General features: G+C 64.3%; 18 protein-coding genes and 1 pseudogene. 13 read left to right on the top strand and 6 right to left on the bottom strand.

All coding sequences use genetic code 11. The annotated features are described in order from the left end of the window. Positions 1-114 precede the first annotated feature (114 nt). On the bottom strand, positions 115-366 hold the full coding sequence (locus tag ACN9M1_RS24010; protein ID WP_426399369.1) for a type VI secretion lipoprotein TssJ: 252 nt from the start codon (positions 364-366) through the stop codon (positions 115-117). 29 nt (positions 367-395) lie between these two features. Between ACN9M1_RS24010 and ACN9M1_RS24015 the strand changes: the two are divergent. From ACN9M1_RS24015 to ACN9M1_RS24025, 3 genes and pseudogenes are all read left to right on the top strand, one after another. After that, positions 396-2243, top strand: a pseudogene (locus ACN9M1_RS24015) (AAA family ATPase); the annotation flags it as partial. Beyond that, a complete protein-coding gene (gene tssE / locus ACN9M1_RS24020) occupies positions 2240-2674 on the top strand; it encodes a type VI secretion system baseplate subunit TssE (RefSeq protein ID WP_426399370.1) in 435 nt (144 codons plus the stop codon). The pseudogene ACN9M1_RS24015 and the gene tssE, both read left to right, overlap by 4 nt. A 95-nt stretch (positions 2675-2769) precedes the next feature. Beyond that, positions 2770-3573, top strand: a complete 804-nt coding sequence (locus ACN9M1_RS24025; RefSeq protein WP_426399371.1) for an AraC family transcriptional regulator — start codon at positions 2770-2772, stop codon at positions 3571-3573. 12 nt (positions 3574-3585) lie between these two features. Here ACN9M1_RS24025 and ACN9M1_RS24030 read toward each other — a convergent pair whose 3' ends face one another. After that, positions 3586-4383, bottom strand: a complete 798-nt coding sequence (locus ACN9M1_RS24030) for an SDR family NAD(P)-dependent oxidoreductase (protein ID WP_426399372.1) — start codon at positions 4381-4383, stop codon at positions 3586-3588. Positions 4384-4529: 146 nt separating this feature from the next. On the opposite strand from ACN9M1_RS24030, the gene ACN9M1_RS24035 reads away from it, so the two are divergent. From ACN9M1_RS24035 to ACN9M1_RS24070, 8 genes are all read left to right on the top strand, one after another. Beyond that, positions 4530-5429, top strand: coding sequence for a LysR family transcriptional regulator (locus tag ACN9M1_RS24035; protein WP_426399373.1), 900 nt, complete (start codon positions 4530-4532; stop codon positions 5427-5429). 147 nt (positions 5430-5576) lie between these two features. Further along, positions 5577-6092 carry a hypothetical protein gene (locus ACN9M1_RS24040; RefSeq protein WP_426400722.1) on the top strand — a complete coding sequence of 172 codons (516 nt, stop codon included), beginning with the start codon at positions 5577-5579 and terminating at the stop codon, positions 6090-6092. Next, the gene (locus ACN9M1_RS24045; RefSeq protein WP_426399374.1) at positions 6089-6580 is read left to right on the top strand and encodes a hypothetical protein; all 492 of its coding nucleotides are present in this window, start codon (positions 6089-6091) and stop codon (positions 6578-6580) included. The genes ACN9M1_RS24040 and ACN9M1_RS24045 overlap by 4 nt, the downstream gene beginning before the upstream one ends. Positions 6581-6702: 122 nt before the next feature. Continuing rightward, positions 6703-6987, top strand: a complete 285-nt coding sequence (locus tag ACN9M1_RS24050) for a hypothetical protein (protein ID WP_426399375.1) — start codon at positions 6703-6705, stop codon at positions 6985-6987. Then, entirely contained in the window at positions 6984-7244 is a 261-nt protein-coding gene (locus ACN9M1_RS24055; protein WP_426399376.1) for a hypothetical protein, read from the top strand. The genes ACN9M1_RS24050 and ACN9M1_RS24055 overlap by 4 nt, the downstream gene beginning before the upstream one ends. Beyond that, positions 7241-8872, top strand: coding sequence for a PepSY-associated TM helix domain-containing protein (locus ACN9M1_RS24060; protein WP_426399377.1), 1632 nt, complete (start codon positions 7241-7243; stop codon positions 8870-8872). Before ACN9M1_RS24055 ends, ACN9M1_RS24060 begins: the two co-directional genes overlap by 4 nt. Before the next feature lie 119 nt (positions 8873-8991). Next, positions 8992-11199: a TonB-dependent siderophore receptor gene (locus tag ACN9M1_RS24065; RefSeq protein WP_426399378.1), complete on the top strand. Its 2208-nt coding sequence runs from the start codon at positions 8992-8994 to the stop codon at positions 11197-11199. A gap of 229 nt (positions 11200-11428) precedes the next feature. Further along, positions 11429-14077: a bifunctional diguanylate cyclase/phosphodiesterase gene (locus tag ACN9M1_RS24070; protein ID WP_426399379.1), complete on the top strand. Its 2649-nt coding sequence runs from the start codon at positions 11429-11431 to the stop codon at positions 14075-14077. A gap of 20 nt (positions 14078-14097) precedes the next feature. On the opposite strand, the gene ACN9M1_RS24075 is transcribed toward ACN9M1_RS24070, so the two are convergent. Beyond that, entirely contained in the window at positions 14098-14916 is an 819-nt protein-coding gene (locus tag ACN9M1_RS24075; RefSeq protein ID WP_426399380.1) for an anti-sigma factor family protein, read from the bottom strand. Beyond that, complete coding sequence (locus ACN9M1_RS24080; RefSeq protein WP_426399381.1) at positions 14906-15556, bottom strand: RNA polymerase sigma factor; 651 nt, start codon at positions 15554-15556, stop codon at positions 14906-14908. Before ACN9M1_RS24080 ends, ACN9M1_RS24075 begins: the two co-directional genes overlap by 11 nt. A 268-nt stretch (positions 15557-15824) precedes the next feature. Here ACN9M1_RS24080 and ACN9M1_RS24085 point away from each other — a divergent pair, with 268 nt between their 5' ends. After that, entirely contained in the window at positions 15825-16772 is a 948-nt protein-coding gene (locus ACN9M1_RS24085) for a metallophosphoesterase family protein (RefSeq protein WP_426399382.1), read from the top strand. 10 nt (positions 16773-16782) lie between these two features. After that, positions 16783-17160 carry a cupredoxin domain-containing protein gene (locus tag ACN9M1_RS24090; RefSeq protein WP_426400723.1) on the top strand — a complete coding sequence of 126 codons (378 nt, stop codon included), beginning with the start codon at positions 16783-16785 and terminating at the stop codon, positions 17158-17160. 50 nt (positions 17161-17210) lie between these two features. On the opposite strand, the gene ACN9M1_RS24095 is transcribed toward ACN9M1_RS24090, so the two are convergent. Further along, the gene (locus tag ACN9M1_RS24095; protein ID WP_426400724.1) at positions 17211-18344 is read right to left on the bottom strand and encodes an AAA family ATPase; all 1134 of its coding nucleotides are present in this window, start codon (positions 18342-18344) and stop codon (positions 17211-17213) included. Continuing rightward, positions 18344-19231, bottom strand: a complete 888-nt coding sequence (locus ACN9M1_RS24100; protein WP_426399383.1) for an RNA ligase family protein — start codon at positions 19229-19231, stop codon at positions 18344-18346. The genes ACN9M1_RS24095 and ACN9M1_RS24100 overlap by 1 nt, the downstream gene beginning before the upstream one ends. Positions 19232-19346: the final 115 nt, after the last annotated feature.

Raw genomic sequence — 19346 nt, forward strand, 5'->3', positions numbered from 1 at the left:
CCGTTGAACGACTGAGGATGGCAGTGTAGTCATGTCTGTTTCAGAACAGATACAGCAAACCAGACAAGCTGACCCATCAAAGCCGACAACTTGCGCCCGCCAGATCTGTGCCAATTACCTCGGCAAAGACTCACCCTCAGCGGACGGCGGCCGGGACGCCGCATTCGGTACGCTCTGCACCGGGGCCGTTCGTTTGACCGGCTCTGGCTTGGCATCGGCCAGCACCAACGTATTGCCGCTCACTTCGATCTTCACCGGGTCGGTTTTCTTCCACTGCTTCTTCGGGACGATGAGCTTCCATGCTGCGTCGTTGCCCACGTCCCGAAAGAACGCCACCACGCCCACGAACTCCGCATCCTCGTTCATGGGCTCACTCACGCTGGCGGCGGCGGAGGGCCGGGGTCAAAGGTGAATTCGAACAGCGCTTGAAGAATGTGATCGAGGCAGTGCAGCAGTCGGTCACGCCGATCCTGCTCTTCATCGATGAGGCCCACACACTCATTGGCGCCGGCAACTCGGCAGGGGGCGCCGATGCCGCCAACCTGCTCAAGCCAGCGCTGGCGCGGGGCGAGTTACGCACGATTGCCGCAACGACCTGGTCGGAATACAAGCAATATTTCGAGCGCGACGCTGCGCTGGAACGCCGCTTCCAGATGGTCAAGGTTGACGAGCCCAACGACGAAAACGCATGTCTCATGTTGCGTGGCCTAAAAGACCGCTACGCCGAGCATCACAACGTACACATCACCGATGCGGCCGTGACGGCTGCGGTCAAACTGTCGCGCCGCTTCCTCACCGGGCGCCAGTTGCCGGACAAGGCCGTTGACCTGCTCGACACTGCCGCCGCCCGCGTGCGCCTTGGCATGGAATCCACACCCTTGGCCGTCAGCCAGGTCCAGAGCGAGTGGGCCGCACTTGATGTTGAGCGCCAGGCGCTGCTTGCGGACCAGGGCGTGATAGCCACGAATGCGCAGGACCGCCTGCAGGCCATCGAGGCGCGTCGCAACGACTTGCATGTACAACTCACGGCCTTGCAGTTGGAGGTGGCCCAACAGCAGGATGTCGCAAGTGCGCTGGAACGCTTGCGCCGGGCATGGCAAAACGCCCCCGATGCATCGGCCCGGCGCGATCTGGAGCACACCATCCAGGCGCAGCGTGACGCGCTTGCACAGCAGACCGACGCGGCGGTTTTAGTGCCGCAGGAAGTCCACGAGGGTGTGATCGCACAAGTCATTGCCGACTGGACCGGCGTGCCTGTCGGCAGCCTCCTTGAAGATGAACTCGAAACGCTGCTGGAACTGGAGGCGCGCTTGGCGCGCGTCGTGGTCGGTCAGGACGACGCCCTGGCCGCTCTGGGCAAGAACCTGCGCGCCGCCAAGGCAGGGCTCAAATCGGAAGACGCGCCGCTGGGCGTCTTCCTGCTGACAGGCCCCTCGGGCGTCGGCAAAACGGAAACGGCCCGCGCACTTGCCGACCTCATGTTTGGCGGCGAGCGCTCACTCATCACCATCAACCTGTCGGAATACCAAGAGGCACATACAGTCTCGCAACTCAAGGGCTCGCCGCCCGGCTACGTTGGCTACGGACAGGGCGGCGTACTGACCGAGGCCGTACGCCAGCGGCCTTACAGCGTTGTCCTGCTCGATGAAGTGGAAAAGGCCCATCGCGATGTGCTGAACCTGTTCTATCAGGTCTTCGATCGCGGCTTCATGCGCGACGGCGAAGGGCGCGTGATCGACTTCCGAAACACGGTGATCCTGATGACGTCGAACTTGGGCAGCGACGAGATCCTTGCGGCGAGTGAAGCCATCGCCCAGGCCGGTGGCGAAGTCACACCCAGCCTGCTGATGGAAACCATCCGGCCGCAACTGATCGAACACTTCCAGCCTGCGCTGCTGGCGCGCTTCCAGACCATCCCCTTCCTACCGTTGTCTGGCGAAGCGCTGGCATCCATTGTCCGTATGAAGCTCGCCAAAGTTGGCTCGCGCATCGCAAAGCGTTTCGACGTGCCATTGGTCTGTGACGACGCGCTTGTCGCCGAGCTCGTGCGGGCCTGCCAGTTGCCCGACTCTGGCGCGCGCAACATTGACAGCCTGCTTGATCAGCAGATTCTGCCGGTGCTATCGCGTGAACTACTGTTGCGAGACACGCATCGCAGCAAACCCGCCGTGGTCTGGCTGTCCTTTGACGAAGCGGAAGGGATCGTGGTCGGTTTTGATGAACCCAGGAGCCTGACGGCATGACGCGCGGCGGCCCTGGGTTATTCGAGGTCATCACAGGGCACTTCGCAAACGGTGCCCCCATTGGGGCGTTTGATGATGCCACTCAGACGTTCCTTTCCGTGCAGGACAACATCCAGCGCATCCTGAACAGCCGGCGCAATTGCCTCGCCCACGTGCCCGACTACGGGTTGGGAGATTTATCGGGCGTGTACCGGCATTTACCCGCCTCTTCGCACAGGCTCAAACGTGAGATTGAGACAACGCTGCTGGCATATGAGCCGCGGCTGAAGGCCATCGACGTCGAGATCGACGAAACCGAGCCCGGCATGCTGCTGAGCTTCACCCTGGTCTGCCACCTGCACCGGCTCGGCCTGGTGCGATACGGCACGCATTTCATGCCGGATGGCGGCACCCGGCTCAAGCTGCTCAAGGCCGACCTGGACCGCGACTGACACTCGGTTACGCGCGACAAGGCAAGCACACAAGCCCCGTCAGCGCCGGCACCTATACTGCCAACCGGACAAACTGACTGCTCGAAGGCGACACCATGTACACCGCCTATCGCGAGGCCGACCTGCGCGTGCCGTACGGCGCGCCGTTCTACTTCCGCTACGACCATTTCGAGCCGGAAACCGACATCGAGCCGCACACGCACCCCTGGGGCCAAATCAACCGCATCAACCTGGGTGTGATGGAAGTGATCGTCGATGGCCGCCGGTTGACGGCACCTGCCGAATACGTGATCTGGGTGCCGGCCAACCAGCCGCACTCGGCTTCGATCCGGCAAGCGACGGATTTCCTGTCCGTGTACGTGGCCGAACCGCTTGCACAACGGTTGCCGCCCACGGCTTGTCTGATCCCGCAAACGCCCTTGGTGCGGGCACTGTTTGAAGACTTCCAGACGCGGCATGTCACCGCCATGGCCGACGCGTGGGATCTGCGCCAGTTCGAATTGCTGGTCGAAACGCTCGTCCGCGCCGGCCATACCGATAGCTATCTGCCCGACAGCACCGATCGGCAGCTTGAACCGATCCTGCAAGCCATCCGGCTTGACCCAGCCGACAACACCACGCTCCAGCAATGGGCCGAACGCGTACACAGCACTGAACGCACACTCGCGCGCCGCTTCCAGACCGAACTCAGCATGAGCTTCGTGCAGTGGCGCAACCGCGTGCGCCTGCTACGCGCGCTGGTGTGGCTGAAAGAAGACCGCTCGGTGCAGGAGATTGCGCTGGCGCTTGGCTATGGCACCCCGTCCGCATTCATCACGATGTTCCGCAAGCAGGTCGGGTTCTCGCCGGAGCGCTATCGACGGCAGATGTGCGGCGAGGATGAGCGCCCCGCCGCGTAGGTCCCCGTCGGATCAAGCGATCGAGTAGCCGCCATCCGCCACCAGCGAGTGGCCCGACACATAGCTCGCGTCATCCGAGGCCAGGAAGGCCACGATGGTCGCCATTTCCTCCGCACTGCCGAATCGGCCAGCGGGTGTGCCGGTGGCAAAGTCGTGCATGGCCTCGTCCGACGGCCAGATGCCGCGATGGTGGAACGGCGTTTCGATCAGCCCCGGCGCCAGCGCGTTGACACGCACGCCACGGCGGAACCATTCAATGGAGGCCGTCTTCGTCATCCCGATCACGGCGTGTTTGGTGCCGATATACAGGCCCGCGTTCTCAAAGCCGATCACCCCGCCCATCGACGCGTTGTTGATGATGCTGCCTGCGCCTTGGCGGAGCATCACTTGGGCCTCGTACTTCATCGAGTTGAAGACGCCGCGCACGTTGGGGTCGAACACCTTGTCATAGGTGGCATCCGTCTGCTCGGTGAGCGGCGCGAACACGCCTTCGGTGCCCGCATTGTTGAAGGCGATGTCCAGGCGCCCGTACTTGGCGACAGTGAAATCGACCATCTTGCGGATGTCGTCTTCGCGCGTGACGTCCACTTCAATCGCGGCCGCTTCGCCGCCTTGCGCGCGGATCGTCTCCACCAGCGCGTCGAGCTCGGGCTTGCGCCGTGCGGCCACGACCACCTTGGCGCCGCGCTTGGCCAGTTCAATGGCCGACGCGTGCCCGATGCCCGAGCTGGCGCCCGTCACCAGGGCGACCTTGTCTTTCAGTTGTGTGGATTGTGTTGATTGCGTGTTGGTTTGCGTTGCTGCGTTCATTGCCGGCTCCTTGCCGTGAGGGTTGGGCTGGCGCTCGGACCATCCGCGCTGCCAGGCTTGGAGCGAAGTATGGTTAGACCGGCACAGCAAATAAATGGAATAATCCGGCAAACAAAATTCCCATTTCTGGAACGCCAAAAACCGCCATGCAAGACCGCCTCGAACTGCTGCGCATCTTCGCCACGGCCGCCGGTGCGCCGACGTTCCGCGAGGCGGCAGCGCGGCTTGGTGTATCGCCGCAAGCGGTCACGCGTGCGGTGCGCGAGCTGGAGGACACGCTGGGCGAAACGCTCTTCCACCGCAACACGCGCAGCGTGCAGATCACCCGCTACGGGCAAGACCTTGCCGCGCAAGCCCAGGCCGCATTGCAGACCGTCGATGGCCTGTTCAATCGTTCCTCCGCCAAGGCGTCGGAGGCGAGCGGCATCGTGCGTGTCACAGCGACTTCGCACATGGGGCGCACCTATGTCATGCCCGTGCTGACGGCGCTGATGCAGCAACACCCGGGCCTTGTCGCAGACCTTCGCCTGTCGGACGTACCTTCCGCCGTGGTGGATGAGCAGATCGACGTGGGGGTACGTATTGGCTTCATCGGGGACAACCGCTTCGTGGCGCGCTCGGCCGGTAGCGTAGCGCTATGGGTGGTGGCCGCGCCCGCGCTGCTTGCCCGTGTGGGCGAACCCAAGACGCTCGATGCACTGCTGGAGCTGCCCATCACCACCCTCATCAACCGCAGCGATGGCCGCGCCTGGCCGTGGGCCTTCCGCGACGACACCCAGCTCCAGCCTCACCGCACCGCCTTTGTGACGGATGACCCCGAAACGGAGATACAAGCAGCCTGTGCGGGCCTCGGCTTCACGCAGACCACGGAGTACCTGGCGCGTGCGCACGTGGAGCGCGGCGAACTGGTACGTGTGCTGCGGCGGTTCGAGCCCCCACCTTGGACGCTCCATGTCTATCGCCCGCAGCGCGGGCCGGTACCCACGCGGGTGCGGGTGGTGTTCGATGCGTTGACCACGCAGCTAAAGGCGCTCTGCGCTGGCTGAACACGCGCGACGGCGCGCCGCAGCAACTGAAAACAATGGTGAGAAACGGCACCGCATCAGCGTTTGCGGGCTGCGGTGTCCTTTAGAATCCGCTCTGTTGCAGATTTGGAAGCCCTCATGCGTACACCTCGGTTTGCATCCGCCCGGATGTTGGGCAGCGCGCTTGCGCTAAGCACCTTCGCACTCAGTGGCTGCAGTTCGCTGATGTCGGAAGGCACGACTGCCGCGGCGGGTATCGGTGGCGCGGCCATCGCCGCGAAGGTGACAGACAACGCCGCCGTGGCCACCGGCATCGGCCTGGGCGTGCAAGCCGGTGCGCGCGCCGCGCTGCAGCATGGCCAGCGCGTCGTCCACACCGAAACCCAAGACCAGATCGCGCAGATTGCCGGCGCGTTGCCCGACAACACCGTCGGCAACTGGCAGATCAAGCACCGTATCCCGCTGGAGCCTGACGAGCGCGGTCGCGTCGTCGTCACGCGCTCCATCAACGGGCCGCTGGTCAATTGCAAGGAAATCCTTTTCACCGTGGACGGCGCCGGCAAAGACAACGACAGCGGCGCCGCGCAGGTGGACTTCTTCGTCGCTTCCATCTGCCATGACGGCAAGCAGTGGAAATGGGCCACGGCAGAGCCAGCCACCGCGCGATGGGGCTCACTGCAATGAGCCGCATCGGTTGGCTGCTTGCTGTCAGCGCCGGGCTGCTGGCCGGGTGTTCTTCCGTCGGACCGTTGACGGGCGCTGCGGCCGGCGTCGCCACGGGCACCGTCACAGGCAATCCGGCGGTGGCGTATGGGGTGGCCGTGTCTGTCAATGCCGCCACCGATGCGTCCATCAAATACGCCATGCGCCGGTGGACCGCCAGCGAGCACGACGCACTCGCCACCGCCGTCGGCCGCCTGAGCGACGAGACACCCTCGCTCAACTGGTCATTGGAGCGCCTGATGGGCATCACCAAGGCACATGGCACGGTGGTTCTGGTGCGCACGTTCACCACGCCGCTGGCCACGTGCCGCGAGGCCATCCTGACGGTGGAAGACACCAGCGCGCCGAAGATTGCCCCCGGCTACACCATCTACGCCTGCCAGAACGGCAACGCGTGGCAATGGGCCAATGCCGAACCCGCCGTGCCACGCTGGGGCAACCTCCAGTAGCGGGACCGCCGTTTCGCCAGGCCGCCCTCTCTGGGCCTTTCCTTACGCCGCGTGGGGATTCGGCTTGTTCCCGCCAATGAGAATCATTATCATCTACGATCTTGATTCCATTGAGGACGTCCATGCACGGTATTGCCCTCCTGCTCGGCCTGCTGGCGGCGGGTTGCCTGTATGTGGCCGCGCCCAATCAAGTGCTGCTCGCGCCGGCGCCGCCGCTGCGCGGGCGCGTGCTGTGTAGCGTCGCCGCAGCGCTGTCGTCTATTGCCGTGGTGCTGTGGAGCGACGTGCTTGGCTGGGCGGGCGCGGTCGTCGCTGTGGTGCTGGTGGTATCGGGGGCTCTGTCGCTCTGGCCGATGGCGGGTGCGTGGATGCAGCGCTATCGCGCGACAAGCGAGGCGCGCCCATGACCGGTATCGGCACCAAGTGGCTCGCCGGCGTGGTGCTGGGGCTGCCGCTGTCCGTCGCGCTCTGCACGCTGGCCATCGTGTGGCTGCCAGGCGGCTGGGAAAGCGGCGTCATTGGCGCGCTGCTCGCGTGCCTGCCGCTGTGGGTGGTCATCATCAGCGGAAGCACGCTGTTTCGGACGAGCGCCCGGGCGTGGTCCGTGCTGGCCGCCGGTAATGCGCTGTCCTACTGCGTGCTGTGGTGGTTCCTACTGCGATGAGAGCCGCGACCTTGCGTCTGTACCAGACACTGCATACGTGGGTGGGCCTGATGGCCGGCTGGGCGCTGTTCATCGCGTTCTTTGCTGGTGCGATCACGGTGTTCCACGAAGAGCTGCATGCATGGCAGAACCCGCTGCGCGCTCGCCATGTGGACGTTGCCACATCGACCACCATCGCACCCGCCGACATCGACCACTTCGTAGACACGCTGGTGCGCACGCACCCGGCTGCTGCCGCCAGCGCCTACGTCATCCTGCCCAATGAGGGCGAGCCCGACTTCTCCGCCTACTGGCAGAACAGCAAGGGCGATTGGCAGATGACGACCGGTACCAACCTCACGGCCGGCAAGACCTCGCCGAAAGACTTGTCGATCGAGCCGATGCAGGGCGAGCTGGCCAATTTCCTGAACCGGCTGCACTACTCGCTGGGGCTGGAAACACCGGGCATGTATTTCATGGGCGCGATCTCGGTGCTGTATGGGGTGGCGCTCATCTCGGGTGTGCTGCTGCATCTGCCGCGCCTGAAGAAGGACCTGCTGGCCGTGCGCTCAGGGCGCAACCTCAAACGCTTCTGGATGGACATGCACAACGTGCTCGGCCTGTTCAGCCTGCCGTTCCATTTGATCTTCGCGATCACGGCGCCCGTGCTGTGCCTGAGCGTCGTGCTGATGGCGGTGTTCAACACGGTGGCACTCAACGGCAAGCTGTTTGATGCCGTGCCACGCGTCACCACGGCAGCCGGTACGGTCGCCGCCGCCAACCGCGCAGCGCCCATGCTGCCCGCAGAAAACCTGCTGGCCCGCGCACGAGAAGCCGCCGACGCTAACTTCACCGCCAAATCCATCCACTACCAGCACATCGGCGACGCCAACGCCGTGGCGGAAATCCGCGGCAACAGCACGCGCGCCGTGGGCGACTATGGCTCGGTGGCGATCCGCGCCGCCGCCCACCAACCCAACAGCGGCAAGGTGATCGGCAACCAGACGTCCGATGCGCGCGACACCAACCACGCCATCTACAGCCTCGTCTACGGCCTGCACTTTGGCACCTATGGCGATGTCGCCTTGCGCCTGGCCTACCTCGTGATGGGCCTGGCGGGGGCGTTCGTCTTCTACTCCGGCAACCTGCTGTGGATCGAATCGCGCCGCAAGCAGCGCTCGGCAAATCAACCGCGCGTGCATCAACTGCTGGCGCGCGCCACGGTGGGCGTGTGCATCGGCTGCTGCGTGGGCGTGATGGCAACCTTCCCGGCTGCGCTGCTGTGGCCGGGCCAATCGGTGGGCGTGACGTATTACACGGTGTTCTTCGCGGCGATGGCCTGGGCGATGCTGCGTCCGCCCGCGCGAGGCGCGGTGGAGTTGCTCAGCGCCGCTGCGGTAGCGGCCTTGTCCGCCCCCATCACCAATGCCGTTGTGACCGGCGACCACCTGCTGCGCACCATGGCGCACGGCGACTGGATGGTGGCTGGTTTCGACCTGGGCGCACTGGCGCTCGCGTGCGGCTTTATCGGCTTGGCACGCGCCACGCTGCGCCGGGCGCGCAACGGTGCGCCAGATTCTGTCTGGGCCATGCCGGCGCCTGAAACGCGCGTCAGCGACAGCCTGCCGCACATGGCCAGCAAGCCGTAGCACCACCCGCCTCACCCAAAAAACCACAACACCCGCACAGAACCTTCGCGCATGCCGCTCACCGGCACGCGCGGGACTGCGCACGCCCATCCACAACGTTGATCCAGGGGAGCTTGATCATGCGAGCCGCTTTACCACGTGCCTCACGCCGTTCCACCGTCTGCCCGCGCACCACGCCGATGTTGCGCCCAATGGTGCGTCCGCTGGTACGTCAACTGGCGCTAGCCTTCGCCGCCATCAGCACGGGTGTGCCCGCTTTGGCGCAACAGGCGGAAGCCCAGGTCGACTTGCCCGCCACGCAAGTCACGGCCAGCAAACCCCCTGCCTACGGCGCCAAGCAAGCCAGCACCGGCGCGCTGGGTGACAAGCCTCTACTCGACACGCCGTTCTCCATCAACGTCGCCACGCAAGAGCTGATCCAGAACCGCCAGGCACAGACCATCGGCGACGTGTTCAAGGGCGACCCGTCCGTCACCACCAACAACGACGGCTACATCGGCGAAGCATCCAACATCACCATCCGCGGGCTGCAGCTCGACCTGCTGGAAGGCTACAAGATCGACGGCTTGGCCGTACCCAACTGGGGCAGCGAATTCCCGCTCGAACATTTCGAGCGCGTAGAGCTGCTCAAGGGCCTGTCGGGTTTCATGTATGGCTTTGGCACGCCGGGCGGCATCGCCAATTTCGTCAGCAAGCGCCCGACGAATACCTTTGGCGGCAGCGCCGGCTTCGGCTTCACCAGCGGCGGCGCACTCAAGGAGTCGATCGACCTGGGCGGCCGCCTCGGCGCCACCAAGGCGCTGGGCGCGCGCCTGGGCGTGGTGCATGAAGAAGGCGATACGTTTGTCGACGGCGGCCATATCAAGCGCGACTCTGCATCGCTCGCGCTCGATGCGCGCATCACGCCTGATCTGCAATGGTCGTTCGACGGGCTGTACATGCAGCGCAACGTGCAGGGCGCGTACTACGGCATCATCCCCGGTCAGGACTTTGGCGTGCCGGTCAGCGAATTTGTGCGCACGCCGCGCGCCATTGACGGCAGCCAACGCGTGGCCTCGCGCGGCTCGTACTACGAGACCGAGATCAAGACCGTCGGCACCGAACTGAACTGGGCCGCCACGCCCAACTGGAACGTGCGTGCGGCGTATCGCTACGCGCAGCAGAACCGGGGCAACGCCGACAGCGCCATCCAGCTCACCGACAACGCGGGCAACTTCAGCGAACTGCAATACGGTTCGTACCAGCGCTACCAATATCAACAAGCCCAAGTCATGGCGGACGGCAAAGTGCGCACCGGCAGCATCGAACACGAACTGGTGCTAGGCACCTCATGGCAAAGCCTGACGCAAGCCAATGGCGGTTTTGCGTCGACCTTGCTGGGCACGGGCAATCTGTATGACCCGTCGGCGTTTGTCTCGACCGGGGCTTCGCTGCTGCGGGTGCCGGCATCCGACGGGTTGTACCGCACGTCGAAGATCAACCAGACGTCCGTCTTTGCCAGCGACACGATCAAGTTCAACGCGCAGTGGTCGGTGCTCGCCGGCTTGCGCTACACGCGCTTCAACCAGACCGGCTACAACGCTGATGGCAGCGTCTCGGCCAAGTACGATCGCACGCCCATCACGCCCACGCTCGCGCTGATGTTCAAACCCGTGCAGCCGATGACGCTGTACGCGAGCTATGTGGAGGCGCTCGAAGCCGGCAACAGCGCGCCCACCACGGCCGCCAATGCGGGCACGGTGTTCGCGCCGCTCAAGAGCAAGCAGATTGAAGTGGGCGCCAAAGCGGAACTGCACGATTGGACCTTCGGCGCGGCGCTGTTCCAGGTGCAGCGCGGTCTGGCGTATCTGCGGCCGGACAACATCTACACACAAGATGGCGAAACCCGCTTTCGCGGCCTGGAACTGACCGCGCGCGGCAAGCTTGCGCGGGATTGGACGTTGCTCGGCGGCGTGCTCTTCATGAACTCCGAGAACACGCAGGCCGATGCGTCCGTGGTGGGCAAGCGCGCGTACGGGTCGCCCCGGTTCAAGGCAACGGCCTATCTGGAATACGCGGTGCCGGTAATGCCGGGGCTGGTGCTGTCCGGCGGCGGCCAGTACGTCGGCAACGCGGCGCTGGAAGCCGATAACAGCAACATCGTGCCCGGGTATCACACCTTTGATGTGGGCGCGCGCTATTCCACCAAGGTCGGCGGCAAGCCGGTGACGTTGCGCTTCAACGTCGACAACCTGACAAACGAGAAATACTGGCTGCCGAGCTGGGGCTTCATTCTCGTGCAAGGGGCGCCGCGTACCTTCCGGGCGAGTGCCACGGTCTATTTTTGATTTGGCCGGCGGCCTGACAGCAAACGTTTTCCATTCCCTCTCTGGTATGTCGGCACCGTTGCGTGCCGACCATTCACCGCCCCAAACGGGTTGATCCGGGCTAACAATCGCGCACTTTCCGCCTACACTCGGCAATTAAGAAACATGAGTTTCCCGCCGATAGCTATAGTCGGTCTGCACGATTAACCACCTGCCACGGGTACCCTGGCGCACCCGAACCGGAACTGGGATGAGCTGGAAGCAACCGCCAACTTCAGGCAGCACATTGCGACGCCTGCGCGCACTGTTGTCACCCCTCAACGTTGGGGTCGTGGCCTGCTTGGTCATAGTGTGGTGGTTTACGTACGACCAACTCGCAAAAGAACGGGATCGGTTGATCGTCAATGCCGAGACCCGCACGCGGCTTGAAGCCCAGGCCTTTGGCGAATACTCGCTGGGCAGCGCGCGGCGTCTGTCGGAATTCCTGCTGGACCTGCGTGCCAGCTGGCTGGCTGGTCGCGACGTATTCGAGCGCGTCATCCGCGAGCGGCAGGACGTGGTGCGCGATCTGACCTTCCAGGTGGCCGTCATCGACGCAAACGGCTTGCTGGTCTACACCTCCATCGGCCCTGTCACCGACCATCTCGACCTCAGCCAGCGCGAGCATTTCCGCGTGCACAAAGATGCGCCCGGGCGCGATGCGCTGTTCATCAGTGACCCGGTCCAGGGCAAGGTGTCGAAGAAATGGTCGATCCAGTTCACGCGGCCGATTCTGCAAGACGGCCAGTTCGCGGGCGTGATGGTGGTGTCCGTCACGCCGGACCAGTTCGCCAGCTTTGCCAACACGCTGACGATCGGCAAAGACGGGGCCGCGAGCATCATCAAGGAATCCGGCCAGGTGATCGCGCGCGTACCCAACCTGACTGCCGGCATTTCTCAGGCGCCGCGTACACGCCGGTTCGACCAACCGGGTGCGCCGCAGTCGGGTAGCTACCGGGTCATCTCCGGTACTGACGGCATTGATCGCATCATTGGCTACCACCACGTGCCGGAGATTGCGCTGTACTTCCTGGTGGGCGAATCGGTGGCATCGGTGCTGGCGCCGTATCAGCGCTATCGCCGCATCGCCTTGGCCGAGGCCGCTGGCTCCACGCTGCTGATCGCGCTGCTGTATGGAACGCTGCGCCGCTCCATGGCCGAACGTCGGCGGCATATGGAAGACATGCGCCTGGCCTCGCTAGTCTATGGCTCCAGCAGTGAAGCGATGATGGTGACCGCGCTCGACGGCAAGGTGATCGACATCAACCCCGCCTTTACCGTCACGACGGGCTATACGGCACAGGATCTGAAAGGCCAGCCCAGCGATGTCATTCGCTCCGAATGCAATGACCGCACCGTGGTCGATGCCATGTTCGCGGCCGTCGACAGCAAGGGCACGTGGAGCGGCGAATACCTCATCCGCCGCAAGGATGGCACCGAGTTTCCGGCGCTGCTCACCATCGACACGTTTGCTGGCCACCCGCAAGGCGAGGCCAGCCGCGTGGTGCTCATCCACGACATGACGGAGAAGAAGCGCGCGGAAGAGGTCATCTGGCGGCAAGCCAACTTCGATACGCTCACGGAGCTGCCCAACCGCCGCATGTTCTACGCCCGCTTGCGCCAGGAGATCGCCCAGGCGCGGCAGGCCAACGCTTCGGTGGCGTTGCTGTTCATTGACCTGGACCGCTTCAAGGAAGTGAACGACACGCTTGGCCACGACCAGGGCGACCTGTTGCTCAAGGAGATCGCGCGGCGCATCTCGGCCATCGTGCGCGGCACCGACACCGTGGCCCGCCTGGGCGGCGACGAGTTCACCATCATCTTGCCCAACATGCCCGACGCCGGCGCGGCCGCGCCCATCATCCACAGCCTGCTTGCGCGCATTGCGACCCCCGTGCGCCTGGGCGAAGAAAGCGTGGAAGTGTCGGCCAGCATCGGGCTGGCGCTGTATCCGCGCGATGCAGATAACGCCGAATCCTTGCTGGTGCGGGCCGACCAGGCCATGTTTGCAGCCAAAACCGCAGGGCGCAACCAGTGGGCCGTCTTCACGCCGGCCCTGCAACGCGCCGAGCAAGAGCGCCTGCGCGTGACCAGCGACCTGCGGGTCGCCATCGAGCAGAAGCAGCTTGCCGTGCACTATCAGCCCATCGTCGACTTGCGCAGCGGCAAGGTGCACAAGGCAGAGGCGCTCATCCGCTGGACCCACCCGGTGCGTGGCGAGATTGACCCCGCCGACTTCATTCCCGTGGCCGAAGACACCGGGCTGATTGTCGAGCTGGGCAAGTGGGTGCTGAACGAAGCGCTGGACCAACTCACGCGCTGGCACGCCACGCTGGATGCCACGCTGCAGGTGTCGGTCAACAAATCGCCCGTGGAGTTTCGCGCGCATCAGGCGGGGGGCGAATCCTGGCCCACGGTCGTGCAGCGCCGTGGCATCCCACCGCACAGCCTGGTGGTGGAGATCACCGAAGGCGCGCTGATGGAAGACAGCGCCGAGGTGGTCGAGCACCTTGGTGATTTCCGGCACGCGGGCATCGATGTTGCGCTCGATGACTTTGGCACGGGGTATTCATCGCTGTCGTACCTCAAGCGCTTTGATATCGACTACATCAAGATCGATCAGTCGTTCGTGCGCAGCCTGGCCGACGACCCGAAAGACATCGCCCTGTGCAGCGCTATCGTCAGCATGGCGCATGCGCTGCGTATCAAGGTCATCGCCGAGGGCATCGAAACCGAAGCGCAGAAGGCCATCCTGACCGCCGCAGGTTGCGACTATGGGCAAGGCCATCTGTTCTGCCCGCCGGTGCCGGCGGCGGCGTTCGAGGCTTTCGTCCTCGAAAACCAGGTCGCCGTCACCTAAGTGCCTCCAACGCTGATGCGTCAGCCTCCGCGCGCCGCATGGGCAAACGCTTGCACCACCTCCGCCGATGCATCGGTGATGGCCCAGTAGCCCATGCCGGCGCTGCGCCAATACATCAACTGATAGCCGCGTTCGGTGCGCAATGCGGGTTCGGCATCGCCTCCGGCTTCAGGGCGCACGTACAGGTCAACCGGATGCTGCGCCGCGCGATACACCAGCACCGCCACCGGGCGGCCGTCGATGTAATCGAGCCGCCCGCCGATGAGCGGAAAGCCCTGCGCCGCCAGATCGGTGACGGGCGGCGCGTAGTCGATGCGGCCGTTGAACCACGGCTTGACGGTATGACGATCGGAGGACAGCACATCCGTCTCACGCGCACCCAGCAGCGCGCGCACGTGGCTGGCGGTGATGTCGTGCGCCGTCAGCGCAGCGGTATCGGGCCGGCCAACCAGTACACCAATCCCTAACGCCATCGCGGCCAGTGCGCCTGCGCCTAGGCCCCATCCGATGCCCTGGGTGGGCGTGACGAGCCAGCCGATCCACCGCCGCCATGGGGATTCGCTGTCGTGTGTCCGCTGCGGCGGCACTGCAGCCGGCGCGCCCGCTTCTACCTGCACGGCCACCAATACGCGCGCGGCCAGATCGGCGGGTGCCTTGGCGTACAGCGCGGGCGCGCGCAAACCCTGGCGCAGCGCGCGCACCACGGCATCGTCGTGCGCGGCAACCTGGGTGCAGGCCCCGCAGGTGGCCAGATGCGCGTCCATGCGCAGGCTGTCGGCCGCGCCGAGTTCGCCATCGGCGCGAGCAGCCAACAGCGCGCGGATGTCGTCACAGCTCATAGCCGGCCTCCTTGGTGCTATTTCCCGCGCCACCCGATGCGCGGATGGGCGTCACGTTGGTGCGCGATGGGGCGTGGTCTTCGGTCAGCAGCCGCGCAAGCTGCTGCCGCGCACGGGCCAGCCGCGACATGACCGTACCGATGGGCGCATCGACCACCGCAGCAATGTCGCGGTATGGCAGGTCCTCCAACTCGCGCAGCACGATCACCTCGCGGTATGGCACCGGCAACTGCGCCAGCGCGGCATGCACGCGGCGGACATCGTCAACGCGGGCGAGCAGCGCGGCGGGGTCGACGCCGTAGCTACCAGCCTCATCGCTGGCCACGCCGGCCATGTCGGTCGTATTGGCCATTTCGTCATTCCACGGCTGTGCCGGGGCCTGCCTGCGGCGCGCGCATTCCGAGAACCACGTGTTGCGCACGATGGCCAGCAGCCACGGGCGGCCGTCTCCGCCGCGGAATCCGCCAAACAGCCGGAACGCGCGCAGGCAGGCTTCCTGGACGATGTCGTCGGCGTCCTGCGCGTCGCCCGAGAGCCAGCGCGCCAGGTTGTAGGCGGCATCGACATGCGGCAGCACCGCCTGCGCAAAGCGCTGGGCGTCGGTCGGCAAATCGAGCGGTGGGTCTGACAGGTCGGGCATGGCGGCCTGGAGGCAGTAGACCTCCGTATACCGGGGTGCAATCCAGTTTATTCCCGCGCCGAAGAAATGTTGTAGAAACGGGCGTTTCTTCGTGTCTGGTTGTGTTTTGCGGGAATAAGCCCGTGCCCCGGCCGGTATGACAGACAGGACCGGCGCGCGCTCCTCTCCATCGCGCTGGATCAACGACCTAGGGCCTGTTCCCATATGGAACGTACGCACGTTCCATATGGGAACAGGCCCGAGCGAACGACTTCAGGGGACACCCCCCATGAGCAAGCAACCCGGACGACGGCAGTTCCTGCAACTGGCCGCGGTCGGTGGTCTGGTCTACGCCTCTGGCCTGCCCGGCTGGCAGGCGATGGCCGCGACCACCCGTGCCGCCGGCGCCAAGCAAGACGATTTCTATTTCGTGCAGCTATCAGACACCCACTGGGGCTTCAAGGGCGCGCCCAATCCCGATGCACAGGGCACGCTGCCCAAGGCGATTGCCGCGGTGAATGCGCTGTCGCCCGCGCCGGATTTCGTCATCTTCACGGGCGACTTGTCCCACATCAGCGACGACCCGGATGAGCGCCGCAAGCGCCTGCGGGAATTCCGCGACATTGCTGCGCAGATCAAGGTGCCGGTCGTGCACTACATGCCGGGCGAGCATGACGCCTCGCTCGACAACGGCGCCGCCTACATCGAACTGTTCGGCCGCACGCACTATGCGTTCGACCATAAGGGCGTGCACTTCATCGCCATCGATAACGTGTCGGACCCATCGGCCCGCGTGGGCGACGCGCAGCTCGCGTGGCTGGCGGCGGATATTCGCTCGGTGCCCGAGCACACGCCCATCGTCGTGTTCACGCATCGGCCGCTGTTCGACCTGTACCCGCAATGGGACTGGGCCACACGCGACGGCCAGCAGGTCATCGACCTGCTCATGCCGCACCCGAACGTGACGGTGTTCTATGGCCACATCCACCAGGAACATCACCACATGACCGGGCACATCGCACACCACTCCGCGCGCTCGCTGATGTTCCCGCTGCCTGCGCCACCCGCGCCGGGTTCGCAGGCCAAGCGCAACCCGGTCCCGTGGGATGCCGCGCAACCGTATCGCGGCCTGGGCTGGCGCAGCATCACCCAGCAAGGCAAGCAAGACGCCGCCACCTGGGCGCTCGCTGAGCAACCCATTCAAGCCACCACAACCAAGACCCCGGAGACCACCTGACATGCGCTCCATTCATCCAACCCCTGCACACAACCCCAAGCGGCGTCTGGCGCTGCGTCAGTTCACCGTGCTGGCGGCCGGTGCCGCGCTTGCGTGCGTTGCCCACGGCGAAGGCCCGCAGGTCATTCGCGTGCACGCGCGCAAGTTCACCTTCACGCCCGACAAGATCACCCTCAAGCGCGGCGTGCCGGTGGTGTTCGAGTTGACCGGCCAGGACATCCTGATGGGCTTTGCGATTCCGGATTTCAACGTGCGCGCAGACGTCGTGCCGGGGCAAACGGCGCGGCTCGCACTCACGCCAGACAAGACGGGCACGTTTGATTTTCTGTGCGACATCTTCTGCGGTTCTGGGCACGAGACGATGAATGGGACGCTGACTGTGACGTGAGGCTATTGGAAAAATTTGGAGAATGCCCCGCTCTAACGCGGGGCAATTCATCAAACAACGTAGCGCACGCTATGCGCCTCAGTCGGCAACGGAAGATCCCATCGATGCAGCATCGCTTCCAGCGTCTTGTTGGATAGCGACGTGTCACGCTTCGCATTCCGGCGCAGTAGTTCAACACGCGGTTGCTCGAGGTACACGATGTCCACCTCGGCGTCGTACGCAAAGAGCAGGTCGAGCGTCTTCTGACGCATACGCTCGCTCAGGTGCGTCGCATTCCAGACAAAGGGCTTTTGTGCGCGCAGTAGCGCCTTGGCCCGATCCACCGCCAGATGAGCGACCATGCCCTCGTTCTTGCCATGGCGCAATCCGAGTTCATCGCGGGCATCGTCAAACGACACGACGGGCAAGTCCGGATGATGGGCGACAACCCAACTGTTCTTTCCCGAGGCAGGCAAACCTGACATCACGATGACCTTCGCTCCCGGTGACTGATGGAGGGGATAGTCGGGATGCAGCTCTGCACCGCGAAAGTAACTCACTGCCGTGTGAGCATCGGCAAAGCGCCGTGGTGCCCCATAGCAACCCTCCTCGCGCGCGAGCTCGCGGAAGAGCTCGATGTTGTCCAGCACGCGCGCACGATCAGCACAGATGCGCCCGCGCATGTCGGCCTCTGCCAGCATCGCGAGCAATGGGATGCTGAGCTGCCACGAAAGCTGTCGAACGAGAAATTCCGGCGACCCTCGGCGAGATCCTTCCAGCGCAAAGAACGGTACCTGGTGCGCGCCGATCAACCGGCAGACAGATTCGCGCACCTCGAATGGCACGCCTGCATCCCACAATGCAATGCGCGCATCCACGGCGCCTTTGCGCGAGTGGCCCGGTTGACCGATGGCCCCCGTGACGGGATCGACAACGGTCGTGCTGTACTTGGCCATGTCGTGCAACAGCGCTGCGAGGAAGACTGTTTCCTGCTCAGCGCGCGTCGCAGCCTGGTAGTCCGGCAGCGCCAACAGCGCTTCAACCACCATCTGTGTATGGGTCCAGACATCACCTTCAGCGTGGTACCTCGGGTCCTGCGGCGTTGTCTTGGCAAACTCCAGTACGGGAAACGCCGCCAGACACGCCTGGAAATCGGGAGCTGCTCCCGGGACTGGCACCAGCGCTCGCAAGTGTTCGTAATGCATCATGATCTCCTCGAATGCATGACACCCGCCACGGAGGGGCGTCGCGTGTCCCATGTCACCGTCGGCTGCGACGCATAGAGGTCGACGCCGGGTAGCAATAGGTTCGGAATGAATGGTTGCTCGGAGTGGTGCTTTTCCGACTCCAGAATGGCTTGCACAAAATCCGGCCGAACCCATTTGTATCGGCCGAGCGTTCGACCTTCACCTTCCACCTTGATGTACAAGCCTTCCGACAGGTCGGACTTGTCACACTGCCGCCATGCCAGTGCGAGGTCGAGTCCGGCACGATGCACGGTCTGCTCGAAGGCGGCACGCCATTGAGCGGTCTTGGCCAATGACGGCCGTAGCAACGCTTTCAGTCCTCCAAGGGTGGCTGGCGCCGTTCCTTCATACAAAACAGGCACGGAAAGCACGGGCCCATCAGCCAGCAACGTCCGACGTGCAGCGGTTGATAGGAAAGCGCCGGTATGACGGTCCAGCACGTCGAACTCGAAGAAGTGGTGCGGCAACGCATCATAGAAAACCGCGTGCTTCTTGGTGACGGTCTCGCCGTACATCACGTAGCGGTCTTCCAGGCGCTCCAGCAACCATGCCTCGTGGGCTGCGGCCCACGCCTTGACGAAGCTGAACTGACGCTCCCGTCCGCCGCCCACCAGATAGTGTCCCCGGGACTGCAGCAGCAATTCGCCAGCGGCACTAAAGCTGATGCCGGTGTTCGCCCCGTCGATCTTCTCTTCAACGACGAGGTATTGCCCGCGAAGTGTGTGATAGGGAATGTGCTCGTACCCCGAATCACCATCTTGCAGGCGTGAACCTTCCAGATGCGGTGTCCGCGGATAGCGAAACAGGTCGAGCGATTGCGCAAGCGCGCGATGATCCAACGTCATGGTTTTCTCCAAGCGAATATGGGAAAAGCCGACGACGCGGAAAACGGAAGGGGAGAGGCGAAGGATTGGTGTAGTGCGCGCTCCCGGAACCGCACCTGCCAGAGGTTCCGATCTA

The organism is Ralstonia sp. R-29 (assembly GCF_049913345.1).
Classification (GTDB): domain Bacteria; phylum Pseudomonadota; class Gammaproteobacteria; order Burkholderiales; family Burkholderiaceae; genus Ralstonia.